The organism is Streptomyces purpureus (assembly GCF_014648195.1).
GTDB lineage: Bacteria > Actinomycetota > Actinomycetes > Streptomycetales > Streptomycetaceae > Streptomyces > Streptomyces purpureus.
The window spans coordinates 82,937-106,644 of sequence record NZ_BMQQ01000016.1 but is presented as its reverse complement, the minus strand read 5'-3'; the positions used below and the strand labels follow the sequence as shown (position 1 = coordinate 106,644).

General features: G+C 71.8%; 18 protein-coding genes. 5 read left to right on the top strand and 13 right to left on the bottom strand.

Going from position 1 to position 23,708, the window contains the following annotated elements; translation table 11 throughout:
• Positions 1-36: 36 nt before the first annotated feature.
• From IEZ01_RS20895 to IEZ01_RS20880, 4 genes are all read right to left on the bottom strand, one after another.
• Positions 37-1,785: an ATP-binding cassette domain-containing protein gene (locus tag IEZ01_RS20895; protein WP_019889978.1), complete on the bottom strand. Its 1,749-nt coding sequence runs from the start codon at positions 1,783-1,785 to the stop codon at positions 37-39.
• Between the two features lie 120 nt (positions 1,786-1,905).
• The gene (locus IEZ01_RS20890) at positions 1,906-2,676 is read right to left on the bottom strand and encodes an NUDIX hydrolase (RefSeq protein ID WP_019889977.1); all 771 of its coding nucleotides are present in this window, start codon (positions 2,674-2,676) and stop codon (positions 1,906-1,908) included.
• Between the two features lie 95 nt (positions 2,677-2,771).
• Entirely contained in the window at positions 2,772-4,850 is a 2,079-nt protein-coding gene (locus tag IEZ01_RS20885; protein WP_189203138.1) for a glycogen debranching N-terminal domain-containing protein, read from the bottom strand.
• 115 nt (positions 4,851-4,965) lie between these two features.
• On the bottom strand, positions 4,966-6,270 hold the full coding sequence (locus IEZ01_RS20880; protein WP_019889975.1) for a DUF4192 domain-containing protein: 1,305 nt from the start codon (positions 6,268-6,270) through the stop codon (positions 4,966-4,968).
• A 112-nt stretch (positions 6,271-6,382) separates the two neighbouring features.
• Here IEZ01_RS20880 and IEZ01_RS20875 point away from each other — a divergent pair, with 112 nt between their 5' ends.
• Both IEZ01_RS20875 and IEZ01_RS20870 read left to right on the top strand, forming a co-directional pair.
• Positions 6,383-8,575: a RecQ family ATP-dependent DNA helicase gene (locus IEZ01_RS20875; RefSeq protein ID WP_019889973.1), complete on the top strand. Its 2,193-nt coding sequence runs from the start codon at positions 6,383-6,385 to the stop codon at positions 8,573-8,575.
• 217 nt (positions 8,576-8,792) lie between these two features.
• Positions 8,793-9,422 (top strand): hypothetical protein, encoded by a 630-nt coding sequence (locus IEZ01_RS20870; protein ID WP_019889972.1) that lies wholly within the window; start codon positions 8,793-8,795, stop codon positions 9,420-9,422.
• Between the two features lie 122 nt (positions 9,423-9,544).
• Here the strand turns inward: IEZ01_RS20870 and IEZ01_RS20865 are convergent, their stop codons facing one another.
• From IEZ01_RS20865 to abc-f, 5 genes are all read right to left on the bottom strand, one after another.
• Positions 9,545-10,156 carry a hypothetical protein gene (locus tag IEZ01_RS20865; RefSeq protein ID WP_028798067.1) on the bottom strand — a complete coding sequence of 204 codons (612 nt, stop codon included), beginning with the start codon at positions 10,154-10,156 and terminating at the stop codon, positions 9,545-9,547.
• Between the two features lie 106 nt (positions 10,157-10,262).
• Positions 10,263-10,973, bottom strand: a complete 711-nt coding sequence (rnhB, locus tag IEZ01_RS20860; RefSeq protein WP_028798066.1) for a ribonuclease HII — start codon at positions 10,971-10,973, stop codon at positions 10,263-10,265.
• 503 nt (positions 10,974-11,476) lie between these two features.
• Complete coding sequence (locus tag IEZ01_RS20855) at positions 11,477-12,388, bottom strand: ADP-ribosylglycohydrolase family protein (protein WP_189203136.1); 912 nt, start codon at positions 12,386-12,388, stop codon at positions 11,477-11,479.
• A gap of 12 nt (positions 12,389-12,400) precedes the next feature.
• Positions 12,401-13,060 (bottom strand): histidine phosphatase family protein, encoded by a 660-nt coding sequence (locus IEZ01_RS20850; RefSeq protein ID WP_019889968.1) that lies wholly within the window; start codon positions 13,058-13,060, stop codon positions 12,401-12,403.
• A gap of 33 nt (positions 13,061-13,093) precedes the next feature.
• On the bottom strand, positions 13,094-14,734 hold the full coding sequence (gene abc-f / locus IEZ01_RS20845; RefSeq protein ID WP_373287649.1) for a ribosomal protection-like ABC-F family protein: 1,641 nt from the start codon (positions 14,732-14,734) through the stop codon (positions 13,094-13,096).
• Between the two features lie 72 nt (positions 14,735-14,806).
• Here abc-f and IEZ01_RS20840 point away from each other — a divergent pair, with 72 nt between their 5' ends.
• Positions 14,807-15,442 carry a TetR/AcrR family transcriptional regulator gene (locus tag IEZ01_RS20840; protein WP_189203132.1) on the top strand — a complete coding sequence of 212 codons (636 nt, stop codon included), beginning with the start codon at positions 14,807-14,809 and terminating at the stop codon, positions 15,440-15,442.
• Here the strand turns inward: IEZ01_RS20840 and IEZ01_RS20835 are convergent, their stop codons facing one another.
• Complete coding sequence (locus tag IEZ01_RS20835; RefSeq protein ID WP_028798065.1) at positions 15,443-16,048, bottom strand: YdbC family protein; 606 nt, start codon at positions 16,046-16,048, stop codon at positions 15,443-15,445.
• Between the two features lie 76 nt (positions 16,049-16,124).
• Here IEZ01_RS20835 and IEZ01_RS20830 point away from each other — a divergent pair, with 76 nt between their 5' ends.
• Complete coding sequence (locus IEZ01_RS20830) at positions 16,125-16,715, top strand: TerD family protein (protein WP_267907281.1); 591 nt, start codon at positions 16,125-16,127, stop codon at positions 16,713-16,715.
• A gap of 79 nt (positions 16,716-16,794) precedes the next feature.
• On the opposite strand, the gene IEZ01_RS20825 is transcribed toward IEZ01_RS20830, so the two are convergent.
• Both IEZ01_RS20825 and nrdR read right to left on the bottom strand, forming a co-directional pair.
• Positions 16,795-19,680: a vitamin B12-dependent ribonucleotide reductase gene (locus IEZ01_RS20825; RefSeq protein WP_019889962.1), complete on the bottom strand. Its 2,886-nt coding sequence runs from the start codon at positions 19,678-19,680 to the stop codon at positions 16,795-16,797.
• Between the two features lie 152 nt (positions 19,681-19,832).
• Positions 19,833-20,342: a transcriptional regulator NrdR gene (nrdR, locus tag IEZ01_RS20820; RefSeq protein WP_019889961.1), complete on the bottom strand. Its 510-nt coding sequence runs from the start codon at positions 20,340-20,342 to the stop codon at positions 19,833-19,835.
• A gap of 477 nt (positions 20,343-20,819) precedes the next feature.
• Between nrdR and lexA the strand changes: the two genes are divergently transcribed.
• Entirely contained in the window at positions 20,820-21,605 is a 786-nt protein-coding gene (gene lexA, locus IEZ01_RS20815) for a transcriptional repressor LexA (RefSeq protein ID WP_019889960.1), read from the top strand.
• Positions 21,606-21,720: 115 nt separating this feature from the next.
• On the opposite strand, the gene IEZ01_RS20810 is transcribed toward lexA, so the two are convergent.
• A complete protein-coding gene (locus tag IEZ01_RS20810) occupies positions 21,721-23,691 on the bottom strand; it encodes an ATP-dependent DNA helicase (RefSeq protein WP_189203127.1) in 1,971 nt (656 codons plus the stop codon).
• Positions 23,692-23,708 lie beyond the last annotated feature (17 nt).

Sequence of the window (23,708 nt, the reverse complement as noted above, 5' to 3'; positions counted from 1 at the left end):
ACCCGTCCGATATGGGGCTTCCCGCCCCCGATCTGCTCACCAACGGGCCCTGCGGCGCAGGCCGGTGAGCACATAGGCGCCGAGCAGGGCGGCCAGCGAGAGGGACAGCGCCGCCCCGACCGGCTGGGCGATCACCCGCAGCCCACCCATGAGCCAGCGGTCGACCGCCTGCGGCCAGTCGAGCCAGACGAGTTCTCGCAGCCGTCCGGGGAGCCCCGCGACGGAGCGCAGGGACGTTCCTTCGAGCGCCTTGCGCAGCAGCGGTACGACGACCACCGGTACGGCGAGGACGGCGGCCACGCCCGCGGCGGCCACCCTGAAGACCCCGGCGGCCAGCAGTCCCGCCCAGGCGCAGCCGACAGTGAGCCCGAGCCAACTGGCACAGAGCGCGGGCCAGTTCCGTGGTACGGGGATCAGGTCGCCGCCGTAGACCATGCGCAGGGCCTCCAGGTCGACGACCACCACGGCCACCGCGATGAGCAGGGCGCAGGCGCCCGTCACCGCGAGCTTGGCGAGGAGGAGCCCCAGGCGGCGCGGGACGGCGCCACGGCCCGAGAAGAGGGTCGGGTAGCGGTACTCGTCCCCGAACGAGAAGGCGCCGAGCAGGCCGGCACCGAGGGCGGCGGGTGGCAGCGGCGAAAATCCTGGCCAGCCGGCGAGGGCCGCGGGCAGCGGATTACGGCCGTCGCGCGCGAGGAGCACGGCGAGCAGCGCGGAGCAGACCAGGACGGCCGCGACGACCAGCGGGGTGGTGGGAACGCCGGTGAGCCTGCGGATTTCGTACCGGAGCGGCTGCAGAGGGGTGCGCGGGGGGCGCGGTGCGGGCAGGAGGTCGTCCGGGGCGGCTTGGGAGGCTGCGGGAGCCGGCGGTCCCTCTGTGCTCTGCGTGCCGCTTGGAGTCTCCGGGGTCTGTGTTGCGTCGATGGTCTCGTCGGCGAGTTGGTGGAGGAGGACGCCGTGCCGGAAGGCGGCCTCACCGATCTCGGCACGGTCGCCCCCGTAGACCGAGAGCCGGTTGCCGCCCTCCGCGACGACCTCGACCGAGCGGCGGGCGGCGCGGGCCTCGCGGGTGAGGACGGCGGCGAGCCGGGCCGCGTGCGGGGTACGGACGGCGACGCGGGGGCGCAGCCGGGTGCGGGCGAATTCGGTCGCGTCCTGGTCGGCGACGAGGCGGCCGGCGTCGAGGACGACGACGCGATCGGCGATGCGGGCGGCTTCCTTGGGGTCTGCGGTGGTGCAGAGGACGGTGCCGCCGCGTTCGGCATGGGTGAGGAGGAGTTCACGGACCAGGGCGGCGTCCGGTGCGGCCAGTCCGGCGGTGGGCTCGTCCAGCAGGAGGGTGTGGGGGTCGGCCAACAGGGCGGCGGCAAGGCCCAGTCGGCGCTCCATTCCGCGTGAGAGGGTGCCGAGCCGCTGGCCTTCTAGGCCGGTCAGGTCCACGGCCTGGAGCAGGTCGTCGGCCCGTGCGGCGGGCACTCCGGTCGCGGCGCAGAGCAGCCGCAACTGGCCGCGCAGCGTACGGGAGGGGTGGCCCGGTACGTCCCCGAGCAGCACGCCGACCTCACGGGCGGGGTGGGCGATCCGGTGGAGGGGACGGCCGCGGAAGTAGGTAATGCCGCGGCCGGGCTCCAGCTGGAGCATCAGCCGCAGGGCGGTGGTCTTGCCCGCGCCCGGGGGGCCGAGCAGTGCCGTGACGTGGCCGGGGCGGGCTTCGAAGGTGAGGTCGTCCACCGCGGGCGGGCGGTCTCGACGGGGGGCGCTGGTGAGTCCGACGACCTGGAGCATCGCTTCTCCCGCGGTGGTTGAGACCGCTCTGCGGCGGGGCGCGTACCGCAGCAAGATAACGCGACATTTCAGACTTTTGACGCAAGGTTGGCTTCGGCGGGGCCGTCGCGCGAGAGCCGGTCAGACCTCCGGACGCAGCATCGGAGGGTTCAGGAGCGTCGCCGTTCCGGCACGGAAGAGCTGAGCCGGACGGCCCCCCTGACGGGTGGTCGTGCCCCCGGCCGGTACGAGGAAGCCCGGCGTACCGGTCACCTTGCGGTGGAAGTTGCGCGGATCGAGGGCGACGCCCCAGACGGCTTCGTACACCCGCCGCAGCTCGCCGACGGTGAACTCGGGCGGGCAGAACGCGGTGGCGAGGGAGGAGTACTCGATCTTCGATCGGGCCCGTTCCACACCGTCGGCGAGGATCTGCGCGTGGTCGAAGGCGAGCGGCGCCGGCTGCTCGTCGTCGCGGGCGAAGCCGCCTTCCTGGTCGAGCAGGGCCTCGACCGGCGCCCACCGGGCTCCCTTGGCGTCCCCGCCCGCGCGGGGCGCGGGAAGGTCGGGGGCGAGGACGAGGTGGGCGACACTGACCACCCGCATACGGGGGTCGCGCTTGGGGTCGCCGTAGGTCGCCAGCTGTTCCAGGTGCGCGCCGTTGCCCGGCAGCGGAACCCCCGCGACCGGATCGTGCGCGGACAGCCCGGTCTCCTCGGCCAGCTCCCGGGCGGCCGCCGCACTCAAGTCCTCGTCGGCGCGGACGAAGCCTCCAGGCAGCGCCCATCGCCCTTGGAACGGCGGCTCTCCCCGGCGTACGACCAATGCGCACAGCGCATGGCGACGCACGGTGAGCACGACCAGATCGACGGTGACGGCGAAAGGCGGGAAAGCCGACGGGTCGTAGGGAGACATGCCCGTGATCATAGTCGTCTGCCTGACGATAAACACGTCTCTCGCGGTCACCGGCTGCTCCTTCTTCCGGCCGGGCGCCAGTGGTTCGTACCCGCTCACACGCCCAGCTGGAGGCCGTCGGCAGCCTCCTCGACCATGCCGAGCCCGAGCCGGCTGACCCGTACCGCGAAGGGCTCGCCCGCGACGCGCAGTCCTGACAGCTGTACGGCGCCGAGAGGGGCGCTGCTGAACGGGTGCAGGGCGACCGTGCGGCCGGGCGCGTCGGGCCGCACCCCGGCCACGGCGACGAGGAGCTGGACCCCGGCGGCGGCGCCGACGGCCGCCGGACGGCAGGCCGCCGGATGCGGCACGGGCGCGCTGCCGGCGGTGCGCTGCTCCCCCGCGTACATCTCGGGCAGCCGGTGCCCGAACGACTCGGCTGCGTCGAGCACGCCTCGCAGGACGGAGACCGCCTCCTTCTCGTATCCGGCGGCGGCCAGGCCGGTGACGGCGACCGCGCTCTCGTGGACGCGGACCGCGCCCGCGCGGTGGCCGAAAGGGTTGTGACCGGGCTCCTTGGCGCCGAGGCTGCGCAGTCCCCAGCCGGAGTCCAGCGGGGGGGTGCCGAGCAGCCTGGCCAGCTGCTCGGTCTGCGACTTGTCGAGGAGCCCGGGTGCCGTCCGGCCGCCGCCGAGCAGTCCGGTGTCGAGAAGATGCGCGGCGCCGCCGCCCAGCTGAGGTACCGGGCGGCCGTCGGGTGCGCGGGCGGCGGCGGGCCGCCCGCCGGAACGGTCGTCGAGCCAGAACGCCTCGCGGAAACGGTGGCGCAGAGCCGCCGCCCACTCCCGCCAGCCGTCGGCTCCGGGGCGTCCACAGGCCTCCAGCAGGTCGGCGCCAAGGACAGCGGCACGATGGGCATGCGCCTGGGTCTCGGCCCGTGCCGGGCCGGCTGGGGCGGGGTCCGGCAGGAGGCCGTCGTCCCCGGCCGCGCTCCGGAGCCAGTCGAGGCAGCGTTCGGCCGCGGGAAGCAGCTCAGCCACGTCCTGCTCGGGCAGGCCCCAGCGCCGCGCCTCGGCCAGGACCACGGGGAAGGCGAGCGTGGCTTCGATACCTGTGCAGCGGGGCGGCAGGTGGGGCCCGGCGTCCCGTAGAGGGCCGGGGATGCGTCCCGAGTCGGGCCCGGTACCGGCGAGTTGGATGCGGGCGAGGGTACGGAGCGTCGACGCCGCGAGCCGGGTTCCGAGCGGCAGGGCCATCCGCGCGGCCCACAGGGATTCGGCGGTGGCGGGACCGCAGCGCCAGGGGACCCCGGCGGCCGGGTAGACGTCAGCCGGGTGTGCGGGGTCGCGGAGCAGGAGGGCACGCAGATCGTCGACGGAGGCGCGCAGGAGGGGGCCGATCCGGGGGTCGTCCCCTTCGGCGGCGGCTTCGGCGATCGGGTGGGCGCCGGCCTGTCCGGCCGGACGGGCGGGGCGGTCCGTGCGGACCCGCAGCTCGATGGTGCGGCTCCCTCCGGGAGCGAGGTCGATCTCCCAGCGCAGCAGTCCGGCCGCCGCGAGGGCGTCGGTGGGCGGCGGGTCGGCGGCGACGATCGCGTACCGCCCGCCCGGCCCGGACCAGCGCATCCCGGCGTCGTGGACGCTGGGGGGCAGTTCGGGTCCGGGGCGGCCGGAGGCCACTGCGGCGAGATCGGCCAGATCAGTGCCGAGGGAGAGCTCGACCGGCAGCCGCAGCGGCCGCCCCGCGGAACTGCGCAGGGTGATCCGCTCGGTGCCTTCGGCGTCCCGCGTGCGCTCGACGGCGACGGCCGGGTCGGGGCCGGTGTCGCCGGGGATGCGAGCCACGGCCACGAACCGGGCCCGGTCGGCTCCGGCCATTCCCCCTTGCAGGGCGAGGGGTTCACGCCCGGCGATGCGCAACTGACAGCGGGCGAGCAGCCGGCGCCCCGACCGGTACACGCCGTGCAGTCCCTGGCCGGTGAGCTGGCCGTCGCGGGCGCTGACGGTGAGGCCGGGCAGTGCGACACAGACGAGGGCGTCGTGCACGGAGGGCAGCTCGCCCGGTCGGAGGGCACCGGGCGGCGGCGCCACGTGGGTGCCGCCCGGGGTGGCCGGGGGGACCGGGGAGGAGGCTGGGCCCGGGACACCGAGGGGCGTGGGGCTGCCGGTACCGGACGGGGGAACGGTGGGGGCCATGGGTCGTGTGCTGTGCCTTCTGTGCGCTCCGGACAGCCGCTGAAGGTACGGCGGCACGGGTCGTACGACTCCGCCACCCAGCTGAACGCCGACACGCGTGACCTGGTCACGGCCGTCATCGGCCACTCCTGGATCCGCGCTGTCCCCTGCGCCGGGGCGCGCCGCCGCGGCACTGGGCCGGGGGCGTCCCGGGCCGGGTTGTGGCGCGGGTGTGCGGCTTCCTCGTGGCCGGTGGGCGCGGCGCGCGAGGCCGGGTCGGCCGGGTGGCGCTCGGGTGACTCTTGGCGGCGGTGCGTGCCCTGCGCTCGCCGCGCAGGCAGCTGCGCAGCGCCTCCGGATCCAGCCCTTCGTTGCAGGCCTGGTGCAGCAGCCTGGCGAAGAGGTAGTCCGGGTCGGCCTCCAACGCCAGGGAGAGGGCGACGCGGGCGCTGGGCTCGTCGCCGGTCGACCAGGCCACCCAGCCCGCGAGGGTGAGCGGCGCGGCGGCGTGCTCGGCGTAGGGGCCGACGCAGCGGCGCGAGAGCGCCCGCCACAGCCGCAGCGCCCGCTCCGCTTCGGGCCCTTCCATCCACTCGGCGGCCCGGTCGCGGGTGTCCCGGTCCTGGAGGCCGAGGACGACCGTCGCGGCCTCGTCGTTGCGGATCAGTCCGTCGTCGGTGGCGTCCGACTCGCTCCTGCTGGTGCCGGGCGCCACCGCGGCCAGCCGCTTCATCAGCCGTCGCGCCGTCCTCAGGGTCTGCGCGCGGACCTCCTCGCGGGCGTTGCCTGTCAGGATCCCGGGTACGACGGTGGCGGCCGCCCGGTCCAGCGCCTGCCGCTGCTCCTCGGCCCGCGGCCCCGTCCAGGGCTTCAGCCGCGCCTCCAGGTCGCGCAGTGAGCCGCGCACCTGAATGCCGGCGTACGCGGCGGCGGCCGCCATCACCGACGTGCCCTGGAGAGCGAGCGGGGAGCCGTCGGGCGGGCAGCAGCGCACATCGGGGCAGCAGTAGGACCAGTACCGCCCGCCGGAGATGCAGAGGGCTTCGTACACGGGCACGTCGAGGGCTCCGCAGGCGGTGCGCAGGCGTTGAGCGAGGGGGCGCAGCCGTTCCATCACCTGGCGTCCCGTCTCGCCGTCGGCGGGGTCCTGGCAGAGGAATGCGACGATGCCGTCGGGGCGGGCGCCGCGCTTCTCGCTGCCTTCGATCAGACACTCGGCGACCTGCTGCGCGACGGGTGACCACTCCCGTGGCGAGCGTGGAATGCCGAGCCTCAGCCGTCCGCCGAAGCGGCCGCGGTCGCCGTGGAGCGCGACGAGGACGATCGAGTCGGTGGGTTGGAAGCCGAGGACGTAGGGGAGCGCGTCGGCCAGCTCGGCGGGGCCGCGCAGGGTGATCTGCTGGTCGTCGGACGGTCCGGTGGATGCGTGGTGCTTGTTCATGGTCGAGACGGTCCCGCAGCGACCGCCAACTCCGCGACCCCTGTGGATAACGTTGTCCACAGGCTTGGCGGCTCGTTCGCGCAATGTCAGACCTATCGGGTTGCATGGAGGCATGACCCACGCTCCGCACCCAGACACCGTCGAAGACCGCGCCGCTCTTCGCGCCGCCGCCGACGCCGTACTCGCCCGCCTCGTCTCGGACGCCGGCGGGACGGCGCGGCTGCGCGAGGACCAGTGGCGTGCGATCGAGGCGCTCGTCGCCGACAAGCGAAGAGCGCTGGTCGTGCAGCGGACCGGCTGGGGCAAGTCCGCGGTGTACTTCGTGGCGACCTCGCTGCTGCGTGAGCGCGGCAGCGGTCCGACCGTGATCGTGTCGCCGCTGCTGGCGCTGATGCGCAACCAGGTGGAGGCCGCGGCACGGGCCGGTATCCGGGCGCGCACGATCAACTCGTCCAACACGGAGGAGTGGGAGACCGTGCAGGCCGAGGTGGCCGCCGGGGAGGTGGACGTGCTGCTGGTGAGTCCCGAGCGGCTCAACAACCCGGACTTCCGCGACCAGGTGCTGCCGGCGCTGGCCGCGGCGACGGGCCTGCTGGTGGTGGACGAGGCGCACTGCATCTCGGACTGGGGCCATGACTTCCGCCCCGACTACCGCCGGCTGCGGACCATGCTCGCCGACCTGCCGGCCGGTGTCCCGGTCCTCGCCACCACCGCGACGGCCAACGCCCGGGTGACGGCGGACGTCGCCGAGCAGCTGGGGACGGGCGCGGGCACGGACGCCCTCGTCCTGCGCGGCCCGCTGGACCGGGAGAGCCTGAGCCTCGGAGTCCTTCGGCTGCCCGACGCCGCGCATCGGCTGGCCTGGCTGGCCGACCACCTCGAGGAACTGCCGGGCTCGGGCATCATCTACACCCTCACCGTCGCGGCGGCCGAGGAGGTCACGGCATATCTGCGGCACTGCGGGCACACGGTCACCTCGTACACGGGCCGGACGGAGAACGCCGACCGGCAGCAGGCGGAGGACGATCTGCTGGCCAACCGCGTCAAGGCACTGGTCGCGACCTCGGCCCTGGGTATGGGGTTCGACAAGCCGGACCTCGGGTTCGTCGTCCATCTCGGCTCGCCGTCCTCCCCCATCGCCTACTACCAGCAGGTGGGCCGCGCGGGGCGTGGCGTGGAGCATGCCGAGGTGCTGCTGCTGCCGGGCAAGGAGGACGAGGCGATCTGGCAGTACTTCGCGTCGGTGGCCTTCCCGCCCGAGGAGCAGGTGCGCCGGACGCTCGACGTGCTGGCGCAGGCGGAGCGGCCGCTCTCGCTGCCCGCGCTGGAGCCGCTGGTCGAGCTGCGGCGCACACGGCTGGAGACGATGCTCAAAGTCCTCGACGTGGATGGCGCGGTGCACCGGGTGAAGGGCGGCTGGACGAGCACGGGCCGGCCGTGGGTGTACGACGCGGAGCGGTACGCCTGGGTGGCCCGGCAGCGCGCGGCCGAGCAGCAGGCGATGCGTGAGTACGCGTCGGCGACGGGCTGTCGGATGGAGTTCCTGCGTCGTCAGCTGGACGACGAGGAGGCAGCACCGTGCGGGCGCTGCGACAACTGCTCGGCGCCGAGGTTCGACGCCAAGGTGTCCGACGCGGCGCTGGACGCCGCCAAGGGCGAGCTCGGGCGGCCCGGTGTGGAGGTGGAGCCGCGCAAGATGTGGCCGACGGGGCTGACCGCCGTCGGCGTGGACCTCAAGGGCCGGATCCCCGCCGGGGAGCAGTCGTTCACCGGCCGGGCGCTGGGGCGGCTGTCCGACATCGGCTGGGGGAACCGACTGCGTCCCATGCTCGCGCCCCAGGCTGCGGACGGTCCGGTTCCGGACGACGTGGTGCAGGCCGTGGTGAGCGTTCTCGCCGACTGGGCGAAGGGGCCCGGGGGTTGGGCTTCGGGGGCGGCGGATGCGCCGGGTCGGCCGGTTGGCGTGGTCACGGTCGCCTCGAACAGCAGGCCGCGGCTGGTCGACTCGCTCGGCCGAAGGATCGCCGAGATCGGCCGCATGCCGCTCCTGGGTGCCGTCGAGTACACGCCTGAGGCCGCGGACCTGCGGATCTCGCGTACCAACAGCGCGCAAAGGGTGCTGGGGCTGCACCGTGCGCTGACCGTTCCGCCGTCGCTGGCCGAGCAGTTGGCGGCGGCCGGGGGTCCTGTGCTGCTGGTCGACGATCTTTCGGACAGCGGCTGGACGCTCGCCGTGGCGTCCCGGCTGCTGCGCCGGGCCGGAGCAGAAGGGGTATTTCCGCTGGTGCTCGCGGTTCAGGGATGACGTGAGGCTTGGTCAGGTGCCCTGGTGGGCAGGGATATGAGTGTCATTCCGGCCCAATCCAGTCAGCGTCCGCAATTGCTCGTTGCCGCCCGCGCACGCGACCGCAAGAATTGGATGCGCCCCCCGCACGGCCCGTTCGCGGTCCGGAAGGGCTGTGCCGGTGCGCGCCCTCACTCGACCCTGCCCGCACTGTGGGCGCGTATGCGAAGGGAGGACCGTGACCTTCGGATTCGCTCCGTCCGCAGCCACCTCGATCGCCGCATCGGCAGGCTCCGCCAGCCGCCTCGCCAGGATGCTCGAACCCGCCGAGTGGACGGCGGCCGGGATTCCGCTGCTGCGCAATCCCCGGGAGGTCGTCGCGGGCCTGCACTCCCGGCACCGGCCGTCGCCCGCCACCGCTGTCGTGGCGGTCCTCGACCATGAGGAACGGCTGGCCGCCAGTGCCTCCTTCACCCGCCGCTCCACCCCGGCGGACGGCTGGGAGTTCCGCAACGCGTTGCTGGCCCAGCTGCGCCGGGTCATTCCGCATGATCTTCGCCGCCGCACTCCGGTGCGCACGGCCGTCCTGCTCTACTGCCGTGAGGGCGACGAGCGTTGGACCGAGGAGGACGGGGCGTGGATGTGGGGACTGCGTGACGCCTGCACACTCCACGGCCTGCGCTGCGGCGCCTACATCACGCTGACGCGTGGCGGCTGGCAGGTCCTCGGCGAGGGCCGGGGCGGGCGGCGGCCCAGCTCGACCTCGCGCCCGACGGCTCTGGGGGATGTTCCGGTCGACCCGGAGTCGCTCGCGCCGCGTACGGCAAGCGGGGCGGCGGAGCCGCTGCGTCGCACGGCGGCCCGCTGAGCGGACGCCGTCCGGCTTCGCCGGCGCACCGGCCTGTCACAGCCCGGCCGCCCAGGTTCGGGCAGCCGGGTCACGACCATGTGCCGTGTTCCGCGCCGGGCGGGGTCTGGGAGCCGTACGGCTCAGACACCCGCACCGAGCGCGGCGTTGATGCGCTGCGGGTCGCCGCAGACGATCAGGAGCGCGGTCGCACGCTCCCTGGCGAGAGGCAGCGCCTGGGCGGCGGCACCCTCGTCGTCTCCGTTGACGGCGACCACGACCACGGGCCGGGCCGATGCCCGGCCGACGGCGGTGGCGTCGGCGAAGAAGACGTCGTCGCGGGCGTCGTGTTGGGCCCAGTAGGCGGCGTCCCCGAAGGACAGCTCGTGCGCCGCCCAGGGGTGCTGCTCACCGGTGGTGAGGACGAGGATGTCGCCCGGCGCGCGGCCCGTTTCGAGCAGCAGGTCCACCGCTTCCTCGGCGGCGTCGAGCGCACCGTCCGCCGGAGCGGGGATCAGCTGGATCTGCGGCACGGAACGATTCTCCGACCGGGAGGGCGTGGGTTGCGCGGCATCGGGCTGCGGGCGCGGCACCGGCGGCTTGGGCCTGGGCGGACCGGGGTGTCCCGGCCGCGGGGAGGCCGCGGAACGCGGACCGGGTACGGGACGGGGGGTCGGCGCGGGGCCGGCGGCCGGAGTGGCGCGGGGACCCTGGGCACTCTCGTGAATCTGAGGCTCCTCGGGGATGAGAGGCATAAATGGATGTCTATCAAACGCCGACGCAAGAAGCATCGGCGGGTGGGCACAAAAGTGCGATCCGGGCAGATGTGAGCCCGGCAGTGCCCTGTGGTTCACCGGCAGTTCAGAAGTCGAAGCCGAGCTGGCCCCCGCTTTCCAGTGCGGCCGCCTCGGCGGAGACGCGGACCTTCTTGAGGTGCCGCCACTGGGGCAGCGCGTCGAGGTACGCCCAGGAGAGCCGGTGGTGCGGGGTGGGGCCCCGCTCCTGCAGAGCCGCCTTGTGCACGGGCGAGGGATAGCCCGCGTTGACGTCGAAGCCGAAGGCGGAACACCCCTCCGAGGTGATGCCCAGTTCGGCCATCATCATGTCGCGGTGCACCTTGGCGATGACCGAGGCCGCCGCGACGGCGACGCAGGACTGGTCGCCCTTGATGACCGTACGCACCTGCCAAGGGCTGCCCAGGTAGTCGTGCTTACCGTCCAGGATCACCGCGTCGGGCCGCACGGGCAGCCCGTCGAGCGCACGGACGGCGGCCAGTCGCAGCGCAGCGGTCATACCGAGCTCGTCGATCTCCTCCGGGGACGCGTGCCCGAGGGCGAACGCAGTGACCCACTTCTCCAGCTCCCCGCAGAGCACGAGACGGCGCTTGGGGGTGATCAGCTTGGAGTCGGTGAGCCCGGCGGGCGGTCGGCGCAGTCCGGTGACCGCGGCGCACACCGTGACCGGCCCGGCCCACGCCCCTCGTCCTACTTCGTCGACCCCGGCAATGATCTTGGCGCCGGTGGTGGCTCGGAGCGAACGCTCGACGGTGTGGGTGGGTGGTTCATACGGCATGGCGCTGACAGGTTACGCCGATGGGGGCCGCCCGCGATAGCCGGATTCCCCGTACCCGGCGGAGGCCGCCGTCGGGCAACACCATGGGCCGACCGGCGACCCGCGCCCCCGGTCCGTTGGACCTTCGCCGCCGGCCTCCCGCCCTTCACTCACGCACACCCCACAGGAGTACGTCACCTTGGCCGAAACCCGTCGAAGACCAGGTCGCCGCAGGAGTACGGCTGGGGCGTCGCCACACCTCGAAAGCGCGGACGGCTCCGCCACCTGCGAAACGATCAGGCCACGGTGGCGCTGGACGCTCTGGCTGTCGCATTCGCGAAGCATGGGCGCAGCAGGCCTCGGGAGCCGCTCCAATCGTCGCGCACCCCTGCGTCAGGTGAAGTCGACAGATCGACATTGGGGCCGCAACGCACGCCGACCTCGCCTCTGGGCGTGGCCGCGCTCGTCCAGGGAGCCCTCATGAGGACCCGTCGTCGACTGGTCCGGCCACCGGGCGGCGGCGCTCAGTGGGCTGCCGCGGCCGGGAGCCAGCCGGGCAGCTCCTCGGTCGTGGCCAGCCAGTCGGTGGGCGGCGCCCCGCCTTCGGCGGCGGCCACCACACCTCCGGCGATGGCACAGGTCGTGTCGACGTCGCCGCCGACCTGCGCGGTGGTCCAGAAGGCCCGTTCGTAGTCGCCCAGAGCACGGGCCGCCGACCAGAGGGCGAACGGCACCGTGTCGTGGGCGCTGGTGCGCCGCCCGCAGCCGAGGACGGCGGCGACCGTGACCGCGTCGTCGTAGTCGAGCATGTCCCGCGCCCGCCTCAGCCCGGCCCCGACCGCGCTGCGCGGCACCAGAGCGACGACGCCGTCGAGAAGGGCGGTGGGAGTGGGCGGTCCGGCAGGGTTGGCGGCGAGCGCGGCGGCCGCCGCCACCGCCATGGATCCCACAACCGCCTCGCGGTGCTGATGTGTGGTGTAGGAGGAGATCTCGGCCTGGTGGGTGGCCTGCTCCGGGTCGTCGGCGTACCAGGCACCGAGGGGCGCGACCCGCATCGCGGCGCCGTTGCCCCACGATCCCTGCCCGTTGAAGAGGTCGGCCGCCAGCTGGCGCCAGTCCCCGCCCTCCCGGATCAGCCGGAGCATCCGGTTGACGGCCGGGCCGTAGCCGCGGTCGAAGTCATGGTGCTCGGCGAAGGAGCGCGCGAGCGCGTCCTGGTCGATCCGGCCGTGCTGCCCGAGCACGGCGAGTACGGAGCACGCCATCTCGGTGTCGTCGGTCCACTGCCAAGGGCCCGGCGGCAGCTCGCGCCGCTTGAGCAGGGGATAGTTCGAAGGTACGAAGAACTGGGAGCCCAGGGCGTCTCCCACGGCCAGTCCACGCAGGCTGGCCAGAGCGCGTTCGAAGCGCCGGTCGAGAGAGGAGTCAGCGGTCATCGCCCTGCCACTCTATCCGGTGACGCCGTACGGCTCGGGGGTTCGCCAGCGTTCGAAGGGCTGGTCCAGGACGTACCTCCCGTCCTCCCCGAGCAGAAGTGTCCTGGTCTCGGCGTTGCCCGGATTGGACAGCGACTCGAAGTCGGCCACCGTCCAATGGAACCAGCGCATGCAGAACAGCCGCATGGTGAGTCCGTGGGTGACCAGGAGGACGTTCGGCGGGTGGTCGGGCGCCTCGAAGCTGCGGTAAAGGCTCTCCAGGAACGCGCCGACCCGGTCGTAGACATCCGCGCCGGACTCTCCCTGCGCGAACCGGTAGAAGAAGTGCCCGTAGGCGTCGCGGTAGGCCTTCTGCAGCCGTACGTCGTCCCTGTCCTGCCAGTTTCCCCAGTCCTGCTCCCTCAGTCGCGGCTCCTCTCTCACGCGCACCAGGTCCGGGTCGAGCCGGAAGGCGCGGAAGGTTTGATGGGTGCGGCGGTACGGCGACACATAGACGCTGACGCGTTCGTTGCCGAACAGCTCCCGCAGCCGCTCCCCCGTCTCCTCCGCCTGCCGCCATCCGGTCTCGGTGAGCCGCAAGGCGTGGTCGGGCTCCCGTTCGTACACCGTGTCATCGGCATTGCCCTCGGACTCTCCGTGCCGGACGAGGACGATGCGCCGCGGTCGTGCCATATGAAAACCCTAGAGGGGGCGCCGTACGCCGACTCAGTCGAGGAGGCGCCCGGAGTCCATCCGGCGTATGCGGCCGGTGAACCGGCGGCGCAGCTGCCGGTCGTGGGAGACGACGACCAGCGCGCCGGCCCACTGCTCCAGGGCCTCTTCCAGTTCCTCGACCAGCCCGAGTGCGAGGTGGTTGGCGGGCTCGTCGAGCAGGAGCAGGTCGGCGGGGCGGGCGAGGAGGCGGGCGAGCGCCAGGCGACGGCGCTGCCCCGCGGAGAGCGATCCGACCGGCACGCCGAGGTCTGCTGGCCGGAACAGTCCGTACGACAGCAGCAGCGCCGCCTGCTCGTCCTCGGTCAGCGCGAGCCCCTTGCCGAAGGCGGCGAGGACCCGCTGCTCAGGACGGTGCACCGGTATCTCCTGGGCGAGGAAGCCGATCCGCCCTCTGCGGACGACCTGTCCGGCGTCCGGCTCGAGCAGCCCCGTGACGGTCCGCAGGAGCGTGGACTTGCCGGCGCCGTTTCCTCCGTGGATCAGGAGCCTCTGTCCGGCGTCGACGGTGAACTCGTCGACGGCCAGCCGGTCGCCCACCCGGACGTCCGTCAAGGTCACCAGGGGCCCTTGTGTCGATCCGGAGACGGGCCGGGCGGCGAAGGCCAGGGGCTGCGGCGGCTGGTCGACGGGCTCCGCGCGGAGTCTGCGCAGCCGCTCCTGGGCGTTGCGGACCCGGCCGGAGACGGATGCCTGGACGCGTCCCCCCGCTCGGTCGTAGGCCATCTTGTTGTTGTCCTTGATCGCCCGGCCGGCGGCGACGCCATGGGCGGCGCCCCGTGCGTACTCCTCCAGCCTGGCGGTCTCCTTGCACCACTCCTCGTAGGCCTGCTCCCAGCGGCGCCGGGCCGCTGATCGCTCCTCCAGATATCCGGCGTAGCCACCGCCGTATCTGACGACCGTGCGGCGGTCGGCGTCGACTTCGAGCACGGCGGTGGCGACTCGCTCCAGGAAGACGCGATCGTGCGAGACGGCGACGACCGTGCCGGGGTGGGAGAGCAGGGCGTCCTCCAGCCAGTCGAGCGCCCGCTCGTCCAGGTGGTTGGTCGGCTCGTCCAGGAGCATGACCTCAGGCGCGGCGGCTATCAGGCAGGCGATGCCGAGCCGGGCCTGCTCGCCCCCGGACAGACTGCCGAGTGTGCGCCGGCGGTCGATGTGCGCGAGGCCGAGAGCGTGTAGCGCCTTGTCGATACGGGCGTCGGCCTCGTACCCACCGCGCAGCTCGAATGCGGTGAGGAGGTCCCCGTAGGCGGCGAGCGAGGATTCGTCCGCTTCTCCCAGGGCCGCCTCGCACTCCCGCAGGCGAGCTTCCATGGACCGCAGTTCGGCGAGTGCGGCGTCGATCGCGTCATCGACGGTGTGATGCGGGGGCAGGTCCGGCGTCTGCGTGAGAATCCCCGCTCCGCGCTCGGCGACGGTGATCACCTCGCCTTCGTCGGGCCGTTCACGGCCGGCGAGCAGATGAAGGAGTGTGGACTTTCCCGCGCCGTTCTCGCCGACGACGCCGACCCGCTCGCCGGGGCGCACGGTGAGCGAGACGTCGTCGAGGAGCAGGCGGTCGCCGCGGGACACGGTGACGGAGCGCAAGGAGATCTGGGTGGGCAAGAGGCGCCTCCATAGGCCAGCAACAGGCAACGTAAATGCAACCCGAGTCGCATTACGAAGAGTGTGGCACACTCGGACGCACTAACGCAACGGGAGTAGCAATTGAATGAGTCGACCGAGCAGAAGCCGGACGCGGCGCCTGGCACACGCCGACCCGGCGGCCGCACCGCGCGCACCAGGGCGGCTGTCCGCGACGCGGTCCTGACCGGTCTGGCCGCGCACGGCTACCCGGGCCTGACCGTCGAATACGTGGCCGAGCACTCGGGCGTGCACAAGACCACGCTCTACCGCCGCTGGGGCGGGCTCGAAGGACTGGTCGCCGACGCCCTCGCCCTGGCCGGCGAGGACAGCTGGTCGCCGCCGGACACCGGCAGCCTGGAGGGAGACCTGCGCGCGCTGGCCCACGAGGTGAGTGACGCGTTCGCCGACCCGGGCGCCGCGGCCGCGCCGACAGCCTTCGTCGGCGCCGCCTTCCAGTCACCGCGTGCGGCCGAAGCCCTGCACGCCTTCTACGTCGAACGGTTCTCGCGCTGCGAAGTCGTGGTGACCCGCGCGGTCGAGCGCGGGGACGCGCCGGCCGGCACCGACGCCGCCGCGGTGGTACGAGCGGTCTCCGCGCCCCTGTTCCTGCGGCTCTTCATCACGCGCGAGCCGGTGGACGGAGCCGTCGCCGATCAGGCGGCCCAGGCGACCCTCGCGGCGGTACGCGCCGGCGCGTTCACCGCGCCGACGCAGTGATCACACGATCCAGGACGGTTCGAGCTCCACGACGTCACCGGTCAGCGCCGCCACATCGGCCTCGGTCTGCGCCCGCAGCGCGAGCCTCTCCACCCGCTCCGTGCGGTACTTGCCGTGCTCGGCGGCCGATCGCCACATCGACAGCACCAGGAATTCGTGCCCCGGAGCTTCCCCGAAGACACCACGCAGCATTCCGGGCGAGCCGGCCATCGCCGGGTTCCACACCTTCTCCTGCATCAGGGCGAAATGCTCGACCCGGTCCTCATGGATCCGGCAGTGCGCGACCCGCACCACATCGGCGTCGGTGAACCGCGGCTCGAAGCCGGTCTTCACGTCGAAGCGGTGGTCGAAGAGCTTGGCCTCGATGGCCTTGTACGTGCCCGTCTGCGCGGCAGCCAGCCGGTCGTGCGAGCGTGCCATGAACGAGTCGTAGAACGCCCGGCTCTCCCAGAAGGCGAAGACATGGGCGACATCGGGGCGGCTCCGGCTCCACCCGCCGCCCTGTCCCCGGAATCCCGGCTCACCCAGCAGCCCCGCCCACTTCCGCTGCCCCCGCTCGAACCCCCGACGGTCCGTCACATGGCAGCGAATCCACTTGACCAGCACCGCGCCATCGTACGGCCACAGAGCGACACCGGTCACACCACGGACAGGACCACGCCTGTCAGGGCCGCGTGACACGATGAGCAACACACCCGTCAGTCACGGGCAGTTGGCAGGACGGCACGGAGAGGGGATTGCGGTGAACGGTCTCAACAAGGGGGTCGGCAAGGTCGAGGTGACGCTCAAGTGGGACCCGAGCCCTCTCGGCGCTCCGGCCCACGACCTCGACATCATCGCGGGTGTCTACACGGCGGACGACCCGTACGGTCAGCCGGCCTATCTGGTCCACTTCGACAGCCGCTCACCGGACGGCACGATCACACTCAACCGGGACAGCCGCACGGGCCAGGGCTTCGGCTACGACGAGGCGATGACCTTCGAACTGGACCGCCTCGCACCGACGTACACGCGCGTGGTGGTGGGCGTCCCCATACAGCAGGGCGGCGGACGACGGACGTTCGGCGACATCGCCAACGCCGGATTCCGTATCCGCGAGGGGCACGTGGACCTCGCGCAGGAGGACTTCACCCCGTACTCCGACGCCACCGCGGTGACGGTGGTGGAGTTCTCCCGGGACGGCACCGGAGGCTGGGAGTACCGCCTGGTCGGCCGGGGCTTCGACACCGATCCCCAGTCCTTCACGACGTTGATGGGCGCGCAGCACGCCTGAGCGGCTCCGCCCACGCGCGCGTGAAAGCGGGGCGGCGGGCGACTGCGCCCACCGCCCCGCTTCAGGACCGTCTACGTGCTCAGCTGCAACCGCTGGTCGAGCCGCAGCCCTCGCAGATGTAGCAGGAGCCGGCGCGCTGCATCTTCGTACCGCAGGAGAAGCACAGTGGCGCGTCCGCGCTGATGCCGAGCTGCATCTCGACGAGCTCCGCCGAGGTGTGCGCCTGCTTCGGGGCCGGGATCTCCGCCTTCGGCGGGGCGACCATCTTCAGGGTCTCCTGCTCACGGGGAGCGGACTGGGCCAGGCCCTCGACGTCCATGTCCTCGTCGGCCGGCTCGTAGGAACCGGTCTCCAGGTGCCGCTGACGCTCCTCGGCCGAGTGGATGCCGAGCGCCGAGCGGGTCTCGAAGGGCAGGAAGTCCAGCGCCAGGCGGCGGAAGATGTAGTCGACGATCGACTGCGCCATCCGCACGTCCGGGTCGTCCGTCATACCGGCCGGCTCGAACCGCATGTTGGTGAACTTGGAGACGTACGTCTCCAGGGGCACGCCGTACTGCAGACCGACGGAGACGGCGATGGAGAAGGCGTCCATCATGCCGGCGAGGGTGGAACCCTGCTTGGACATCTTCAGGAAGACCTCACCGAGACCGTCGTCCGGGTAGGAGTTGGCGGTCATGTAACCCTCGGCGCCACCGACCGTGAAGGAGGTGGTGATCCCCGGGCGGCCCTTCGGCAGGCGCTTGCGGACCGGGCGGTACTCGACGACCTTCTCGACCGCCGCGCGGATGGTCTCCTCGGTCTTCGCGGTGACCTCGACCTTCTCCGCCTCCTTCTTCTTGGCGGAGAGCGGCTGGCCGACCTTGCAGTTGTCGCGGTAGATCGCGAGCGCCTTGACGCCCATCTTCCAGGCCTCGAAGTAGATCTCCTCGACCTCTTCGACGGTCGCCGACTCCGGCATGTTGACCGTCTTGGAGAGCGCGCCGGAGATCCAGGGCTGGATCGCGGCCATCATGCGGACGTGGCCCATCGCGGAGATGGAGCGCTCGCCCATGGCGCAGTCGAAGACCTCGTAGTGCTCGGTCTTCAGGCCCGGGGCGTCGATGACATTGCCGTGCTCGGCGATGTGGGCGACGATCGCCTCGATCTGCTCCTCCTGGTAACCCAGGCGGCGCAGGGCCTGCGGGACGGTGCCGTTGACGATCTGCATCGAGCCGCCGCCGACCAGCTTCTTGAACTTGACCAGGGCGAGGTCGGGCTCGAGGCCGGTGGTGTCGCAGGACATCGCCAGACCGATGGTGCCCGTCGGGGCGATGACGGACGCCTGGGAGTTGCGGAAGCCGTTCTTCGCGCCGAGGCGGACCACGTCCTGCCAGGCCTCCGTGGCGGCGGCCCAGATCGGCGTGTCGAGGTCGTCCATGCGGACGGCCGCGGCGTTGGCGTCGGCGTGCTGCTTCATGACGCGCTGGTGCGGCTCGGCGTTACGGGCGTAGCCGTCGTACGGGCCGACGACCGCCGCGAGCTCGGCCGAGCGCTTGTACGACGTACCGGTCATCAGGGAGGTGATGGCGCCGGCGAGCGCACGGCCGCCGTCGGAGTCGTAGGCGTGGCCGGTCGCCATCAGCAGGGCGCCGAGGTTGGCGTAGCCGATGCCGAGCTGGCGGAAGGCGCGGGTGTTCTCGCCGATCTTCTGGGTCGGGAAGTCGGCGAAGCAGATGGAGATGTCCATCGCGGTGATGACGAGCTCGACGACCTTGGCGAAGCGCTCGACGTCGAAGGACTGGTTGCCCTTGCCGTCGTCCTTGAGGAACTTCATCAGGTTCAGCGAGGCGAGGTTGCAGGACGTGTTGTCCAGGTGCATGTACTCGCTGCACGGGTTCGAGCCGTTGATCCGGCCGGACTCGGGGCAGGTGTGCCAGTGGTTGATCGTGTCGTCGTACTGGATGCCCGGGTCGGCGCAGGCCCAGGCGGCCTCGGCCATCTTGCGGAAGAGGGACTTGGCGTCGACCTCCTCGATGACCTCGCCGGTCATGCGGGCACGCAGGCCGAACTTGCCGCCCGACTCCACGGCCTTCATGAACTCGTCGTTCACGCGGACCGAGTTGTTGGCGTTCTGGTACTGGACGGACGTGATGTCGTCGCCGCCCAGGTCCATGTCGAAGCCCGCGTCACGCAGGGCGCGGATCTTCTCCTCCTCCTTGACCTTGGTCTCGATGAAGTCCTCGATGTCGGGGTGGTCGACGTCGAGGATGACCATCTTGGCCGCGCGGCGGGTGGCGCCGCCCGACTTGATCGTTCCTGCGGACGCGTCGGCGCCCCGCATGAAGGAGACCGGGCCGGAGGCGTTGCCGCCGGAGGAGAGGAGCTCCTTGGAGGAGCGGATACGGGAGAGGTTCAGGCCGGCGCCGGAGCCGCCCTTGAAGATCATGCCCTCTTCCTTGTACCAGTCGAGGATCGACTCCATGGAGTCGTCGACGGCCAGAATGAAGCAGGCCGAGACCTGCTGCGGCTGGGGCGTGCCGACGTTGAACCAGACCGGCGAGTTGAAGCTGAAGATCTGGTGCAGGAGGGCGTAGGCCAGCTCGTGCTCGAAGATCTCCGCGTCGGCGGGCGAGGCGAAGTAGCCGTACTCCTCGCCGGCCTTCGTGTAGGTCTTCACGATCCGGTCGATGAGCTGCTTCAGACCGGTCTCGCGCTGCGGGGTGCCCACAGCGCCGCGGAAGTACTTGCTGGTGACGATGTTGACCGCGTTCACCGACCAGAAGTCGGGGAACTCCACGCCGCGCTGCTCGAAGTTGATCGAGCCGTCGCGCCAGTTGGTCATGACGACGTCACGAAGCGCCCATTCCACCTCGTCGTACGGGTGCACGCCGGGGGTGGTGTGGATGCGCTCGATACGCAGACCCTTGCTCGCCTTGGTTCCCTTGGCGCGGGAACCACGTGCCGGGCCGCTCGCCGTCTCTGTCATGCCGCCTCCCATATACGGGCAAAAACGCCCTGAAGTGCCCAGATCTTCCCGGGGCACAGTCTCTGTCTGTTGCCGTGAACACCGCGCTCAGTGCTCACGACAGGTCTTGTGCCGTCCGCGGCCGACGCCGGGCTCCTCGCCCGGCCGGTCGGTCAGTCGGCGGCAGTGGCGGGCACGGGGACCTCGGGGGTCGCGCCGCGCCCGCATTCCTCAGCGGGAGGCCGCTCGCGGAGCTCCGCGATGGCGGCCTCGAAGTCTTCGAGTGTGTCGAACGCCCGGTACACGGACGCGAAACGCAGGTACGCGACGAGGTCGAGTTCCTGAAGGGGGCCGAGTATGGCCAGCCCGACGTCGTGGGTGGTCAGTTCGGCGCTGCCGGTGGCGCGCACCGCCTCCTCGACCCGCTGGCCGAGCTTGGCGAGGGCGTCCTCGGTGACCGGCCGTCCCTGGCACGCCTTGCGCACGCCGGAGATGACCTTGGTGCGACTGAAGGGTTCGGTCACGCCGCTGCGCTTGATGACCATGAGCGACGCGGTCTCCACCGTGGTGAAACGGCGGGAGCAGTCGGGGCACTGGCGGCGGCGCCGGATCGATGTTCCGTCGTCGGTGGTGCGACTGTCGACGACACGGCTGTCGGGGTGCCTGCAGAAGGGGCAGTGCATGGCTTCCGACCCTCCTTCACAGCACGACTGAATGGCCTCGCCAGCCCCCTCAGGGGGCCCTCGAAGCAGCCACAAGCATAGGCGATGACCTAGGACCCGGCAGACCAGGGACCACAACTTCTGGGCGGCCGAATCAATCCAACCACTAGATCTTGGGTTGGGTCGCCGTTTCGGCACCTCGCGCGTGTCGCGCGCCCGGTTCGCGGACGACCGGCCACGAGGGTACGGGACGTGCGCGCCGCGACGGATTCCGGGGCCTCGGATGCCACACTGGAGGGGCACCCTCCACATGTCGCGCCGGCGGTGAAGGGTACCGTTTGGACCGAATTACCACTGGACGCCTGGGCCCGCGTATACACCCAGCCGAACAGACGCGTAAGACAATCTGCGATTTTTCACTCGAACGTGTGTTTGGCGCAACCTTTCGAAAGCCACTACCGTTGTCCAGCTAGGGAGAACATCTCGAGAGGGGCCGACGTGACCACCACCGCAGACAGTGCCATCATCACTGCCCAGGACCGCTCCCAGAGCCGACTCGAGCCGGTGCATGCCATGAATGACGCAGCCACGAACCCGGAGGGCCCCAAGCCCACGCGCGCGCTGCCCGGCCGACCTCCAGGCATCCGCGCCGACAGCTCGGGCCTCACGGACCGGCAACGGAGGGTGATCGAAGTCATCCGGGACTCCGTGCAGCGGCGCGGATACCCGCCGTCGATGCGCGAGATCGGCCAGGCGGTGGGGCTCTCGAGCACGTCCTCGGTGGCACACCAGCTGATGGCACTGGAGCGCAAGGGCTTCCTCCGCCGTGACCCGCACCGTCCGCGGGCCTACGAGGTACGAGGCTCCGACCAGCCCAGCACCCAGCCCACGGACACGACCGGCAAGCCCGCCGCCTCGTACGTCCCGCTGGTCGGCCGGATCGCGGCCGGTGGCCCGATCCTCGCCGAGGAGTCGGTCGAGGACGTCTTCCCGCTCCCCCGCCAGCTGGTCGGTGACGGAGAGCTGTTCGTCCTCAAGGTCGTCGGAGACTCGATGATCGAGGCCGCGATCTGCGACGGCGACTGGGTGACCGTCCGCCGCCAGCCCGTCGCCGAGAACGGCGACATCGTCGCCGCCATGCTCGACGGAGAGGCCACGGTGAAGCGCTTCAAGCGCGAGGACGGCCACGTCTGGCTGCTGCCGCACAACGCGGCGTACCAGCCGATCCCCGGTGACGAAGCGACCATCCTGGGCAAGGTCGTGGCGGTGCTGCGGCGGGTGTGACCTCCCCGCCGGCTCTGACCGGGCCCCGGGACCCACTGCGCCGGTCCCGGGGCCCTGCTGTGTCCTTGCGTCGCCATACGCGCCGTGTCCCCCTCGCGGCGCGATACACCCCGTCCTACCTTCCGTCCGCCTTCGCCGCCGCGTCGATCGCGGACAGGGAGCGGCGGACCTGATTACGGTCCGTGGTGTACCAGAAGTCGGGCAGCGAAGCCTTGAGGTAGCTGCCGTACCGCGCGGTGGCGAGCCGCGGGTCCAGGACAGCGACCACTCCACGGTCGCCGGTGGCACGCACCAGACGGCCGGCGCCCTGCGCCATCAGCAGGGCGGCGTGGGTCGCGGCGACCGCCATGAAGCCGTTTCCGCCGCCTTCCTCCACCGCCTTCTGGCGGGCGCTCATCAGCGGGTCGTCGGGGCGGGGGAACGGAATCCGGTCCATGACGACGAGCTGGCAGTTCGGGCCGGGCACGTCCACGCCCTGCCAGAGGGAGAGCGTGCCGAAGAGGCAGGTCTCCGGGTCCCCGGAGAACTTCTTGATCAGCTCGCCCAGGGTGTCCTCGCCCTGGAGCAGGATCGGCAGATCCAGTCGGCCGCGGAGCTCCTCGGCGGCGGCCTGGGCGGCGCGCATGGACGAGAACAGGCCGAGCGTACGGCCGCCGGCCGCCTCCATCAGTTCGGACAGCTCGTCCATCATGTCGCCGCGGCTGCCTTCCCGGCCGGGCGTCGCGAGATGACGGGCGACGTACAGGATCCCCTGCTTCGGGTAGTCGAACGGGGAGCCGACGTCGAGCCCCTTCCACACCGGCAGATCGTCACCCTCGGTGCCTTCCGGGGCAAGTCCCAGGGAGGCGCCCACTCCGTTGAAATCGCCGCCGAGCTTGAGGGTCGCCGAGGTGAGAACCACGGACCGCTCGGCGAAGAGCTTCTCGCGCAGCAGCCCGGACACCGAGAGCGGAGCGACGCGGAGCGAGGCGCCGAAGCGGTCGTGGCGCTCGTACCAGACGACGTCGTACTCGGAGCCGTTGACGATGCGCTCCGCCACGCCGTGGATGGTCTCCACGGAAGCGAGGGCCTGCTTGCGGACGGCGTCCTCGTCCTGGACGGACTTGTCGCGCGTCGAGCCGAGGGCCGAGATGACGTTGCGGGCCGCGTCGCGCAGGGCCGTCAGGGCGTATCCAAGGTCCTCAGGGATCTTTTCGAGCCGGCCGGGAAGCGCCAGCTCCATCAGCCGTTCGAAGGCTTCGGCCGCGGTCTGCAGCTCGTCGGCGGTCTTCTCGTTGACGAGCTTGGCGGCGCGGCGGACCGCGCGGTTGACCTGGCCGGGAGTGAGCTCACCGGTGGCCACGCCGGTGACCCGGGAGACCAGCTCATGCGCCTCGTCGACGATCAGGACCTCGTGCTGCGGCAGCACCGGGGCGCCCTCGATGGCGTCGATGGCGAGCAGGGCGTGGTTCGTGACCACCACGTCGGCCAGCTTGGCGCGCTCACGGGCCGCCTCGGCGAAGCACTCGGCACCGTAGGCGCATTTGCTCGCCCCGAGGCACTCCCGGGACGAGACGGAGACCTGGGCCCAGGCCCGGTCGGAGACGCCGGGGGTGAGATCGTCCCGGTCCCCCGTCTCGGTCTCGTCGGCCCAGTCCCGCATGCGCAGCAGATCCTGGCCGAGCTTGCTGGTGGGCGCGGCCGCCTCGAACGGGTCGAAGAGACCGTCCTCCTCGTCCTGGGGCACACCCTCATGGAGGCGATGCAGGCAGAGGTAGTTCGAACGGCCCTTGAGCATCGCGAACTGCGGCCGCCGGCGCAGCTGCGGGTGGAGCGCGTCGACCGTGCGGGGCAGGTCGCGCTCGACCAGCTGGCGCTGGAGGGCCAGGGTCGCCGTGGCGACCACCACCCGCTCCCCGTGGGCCAGTGCGGGCACCAGATAGCCGAGGGACTTTCCGGTGCCGGTGCCGGCCTGGACGAGGAGGTGGGAGCCGTCGTCGATGGCATCGGCGACGGCGGTGGCCATGGTGACCTGGCCAGGCCGTTCCACACCGCCGACTGCGTCGACGGCGGCGTGGAGGAGCTCGGGGAGGGATGGCTTCGTCATAGCCCGTCCAGCCTACG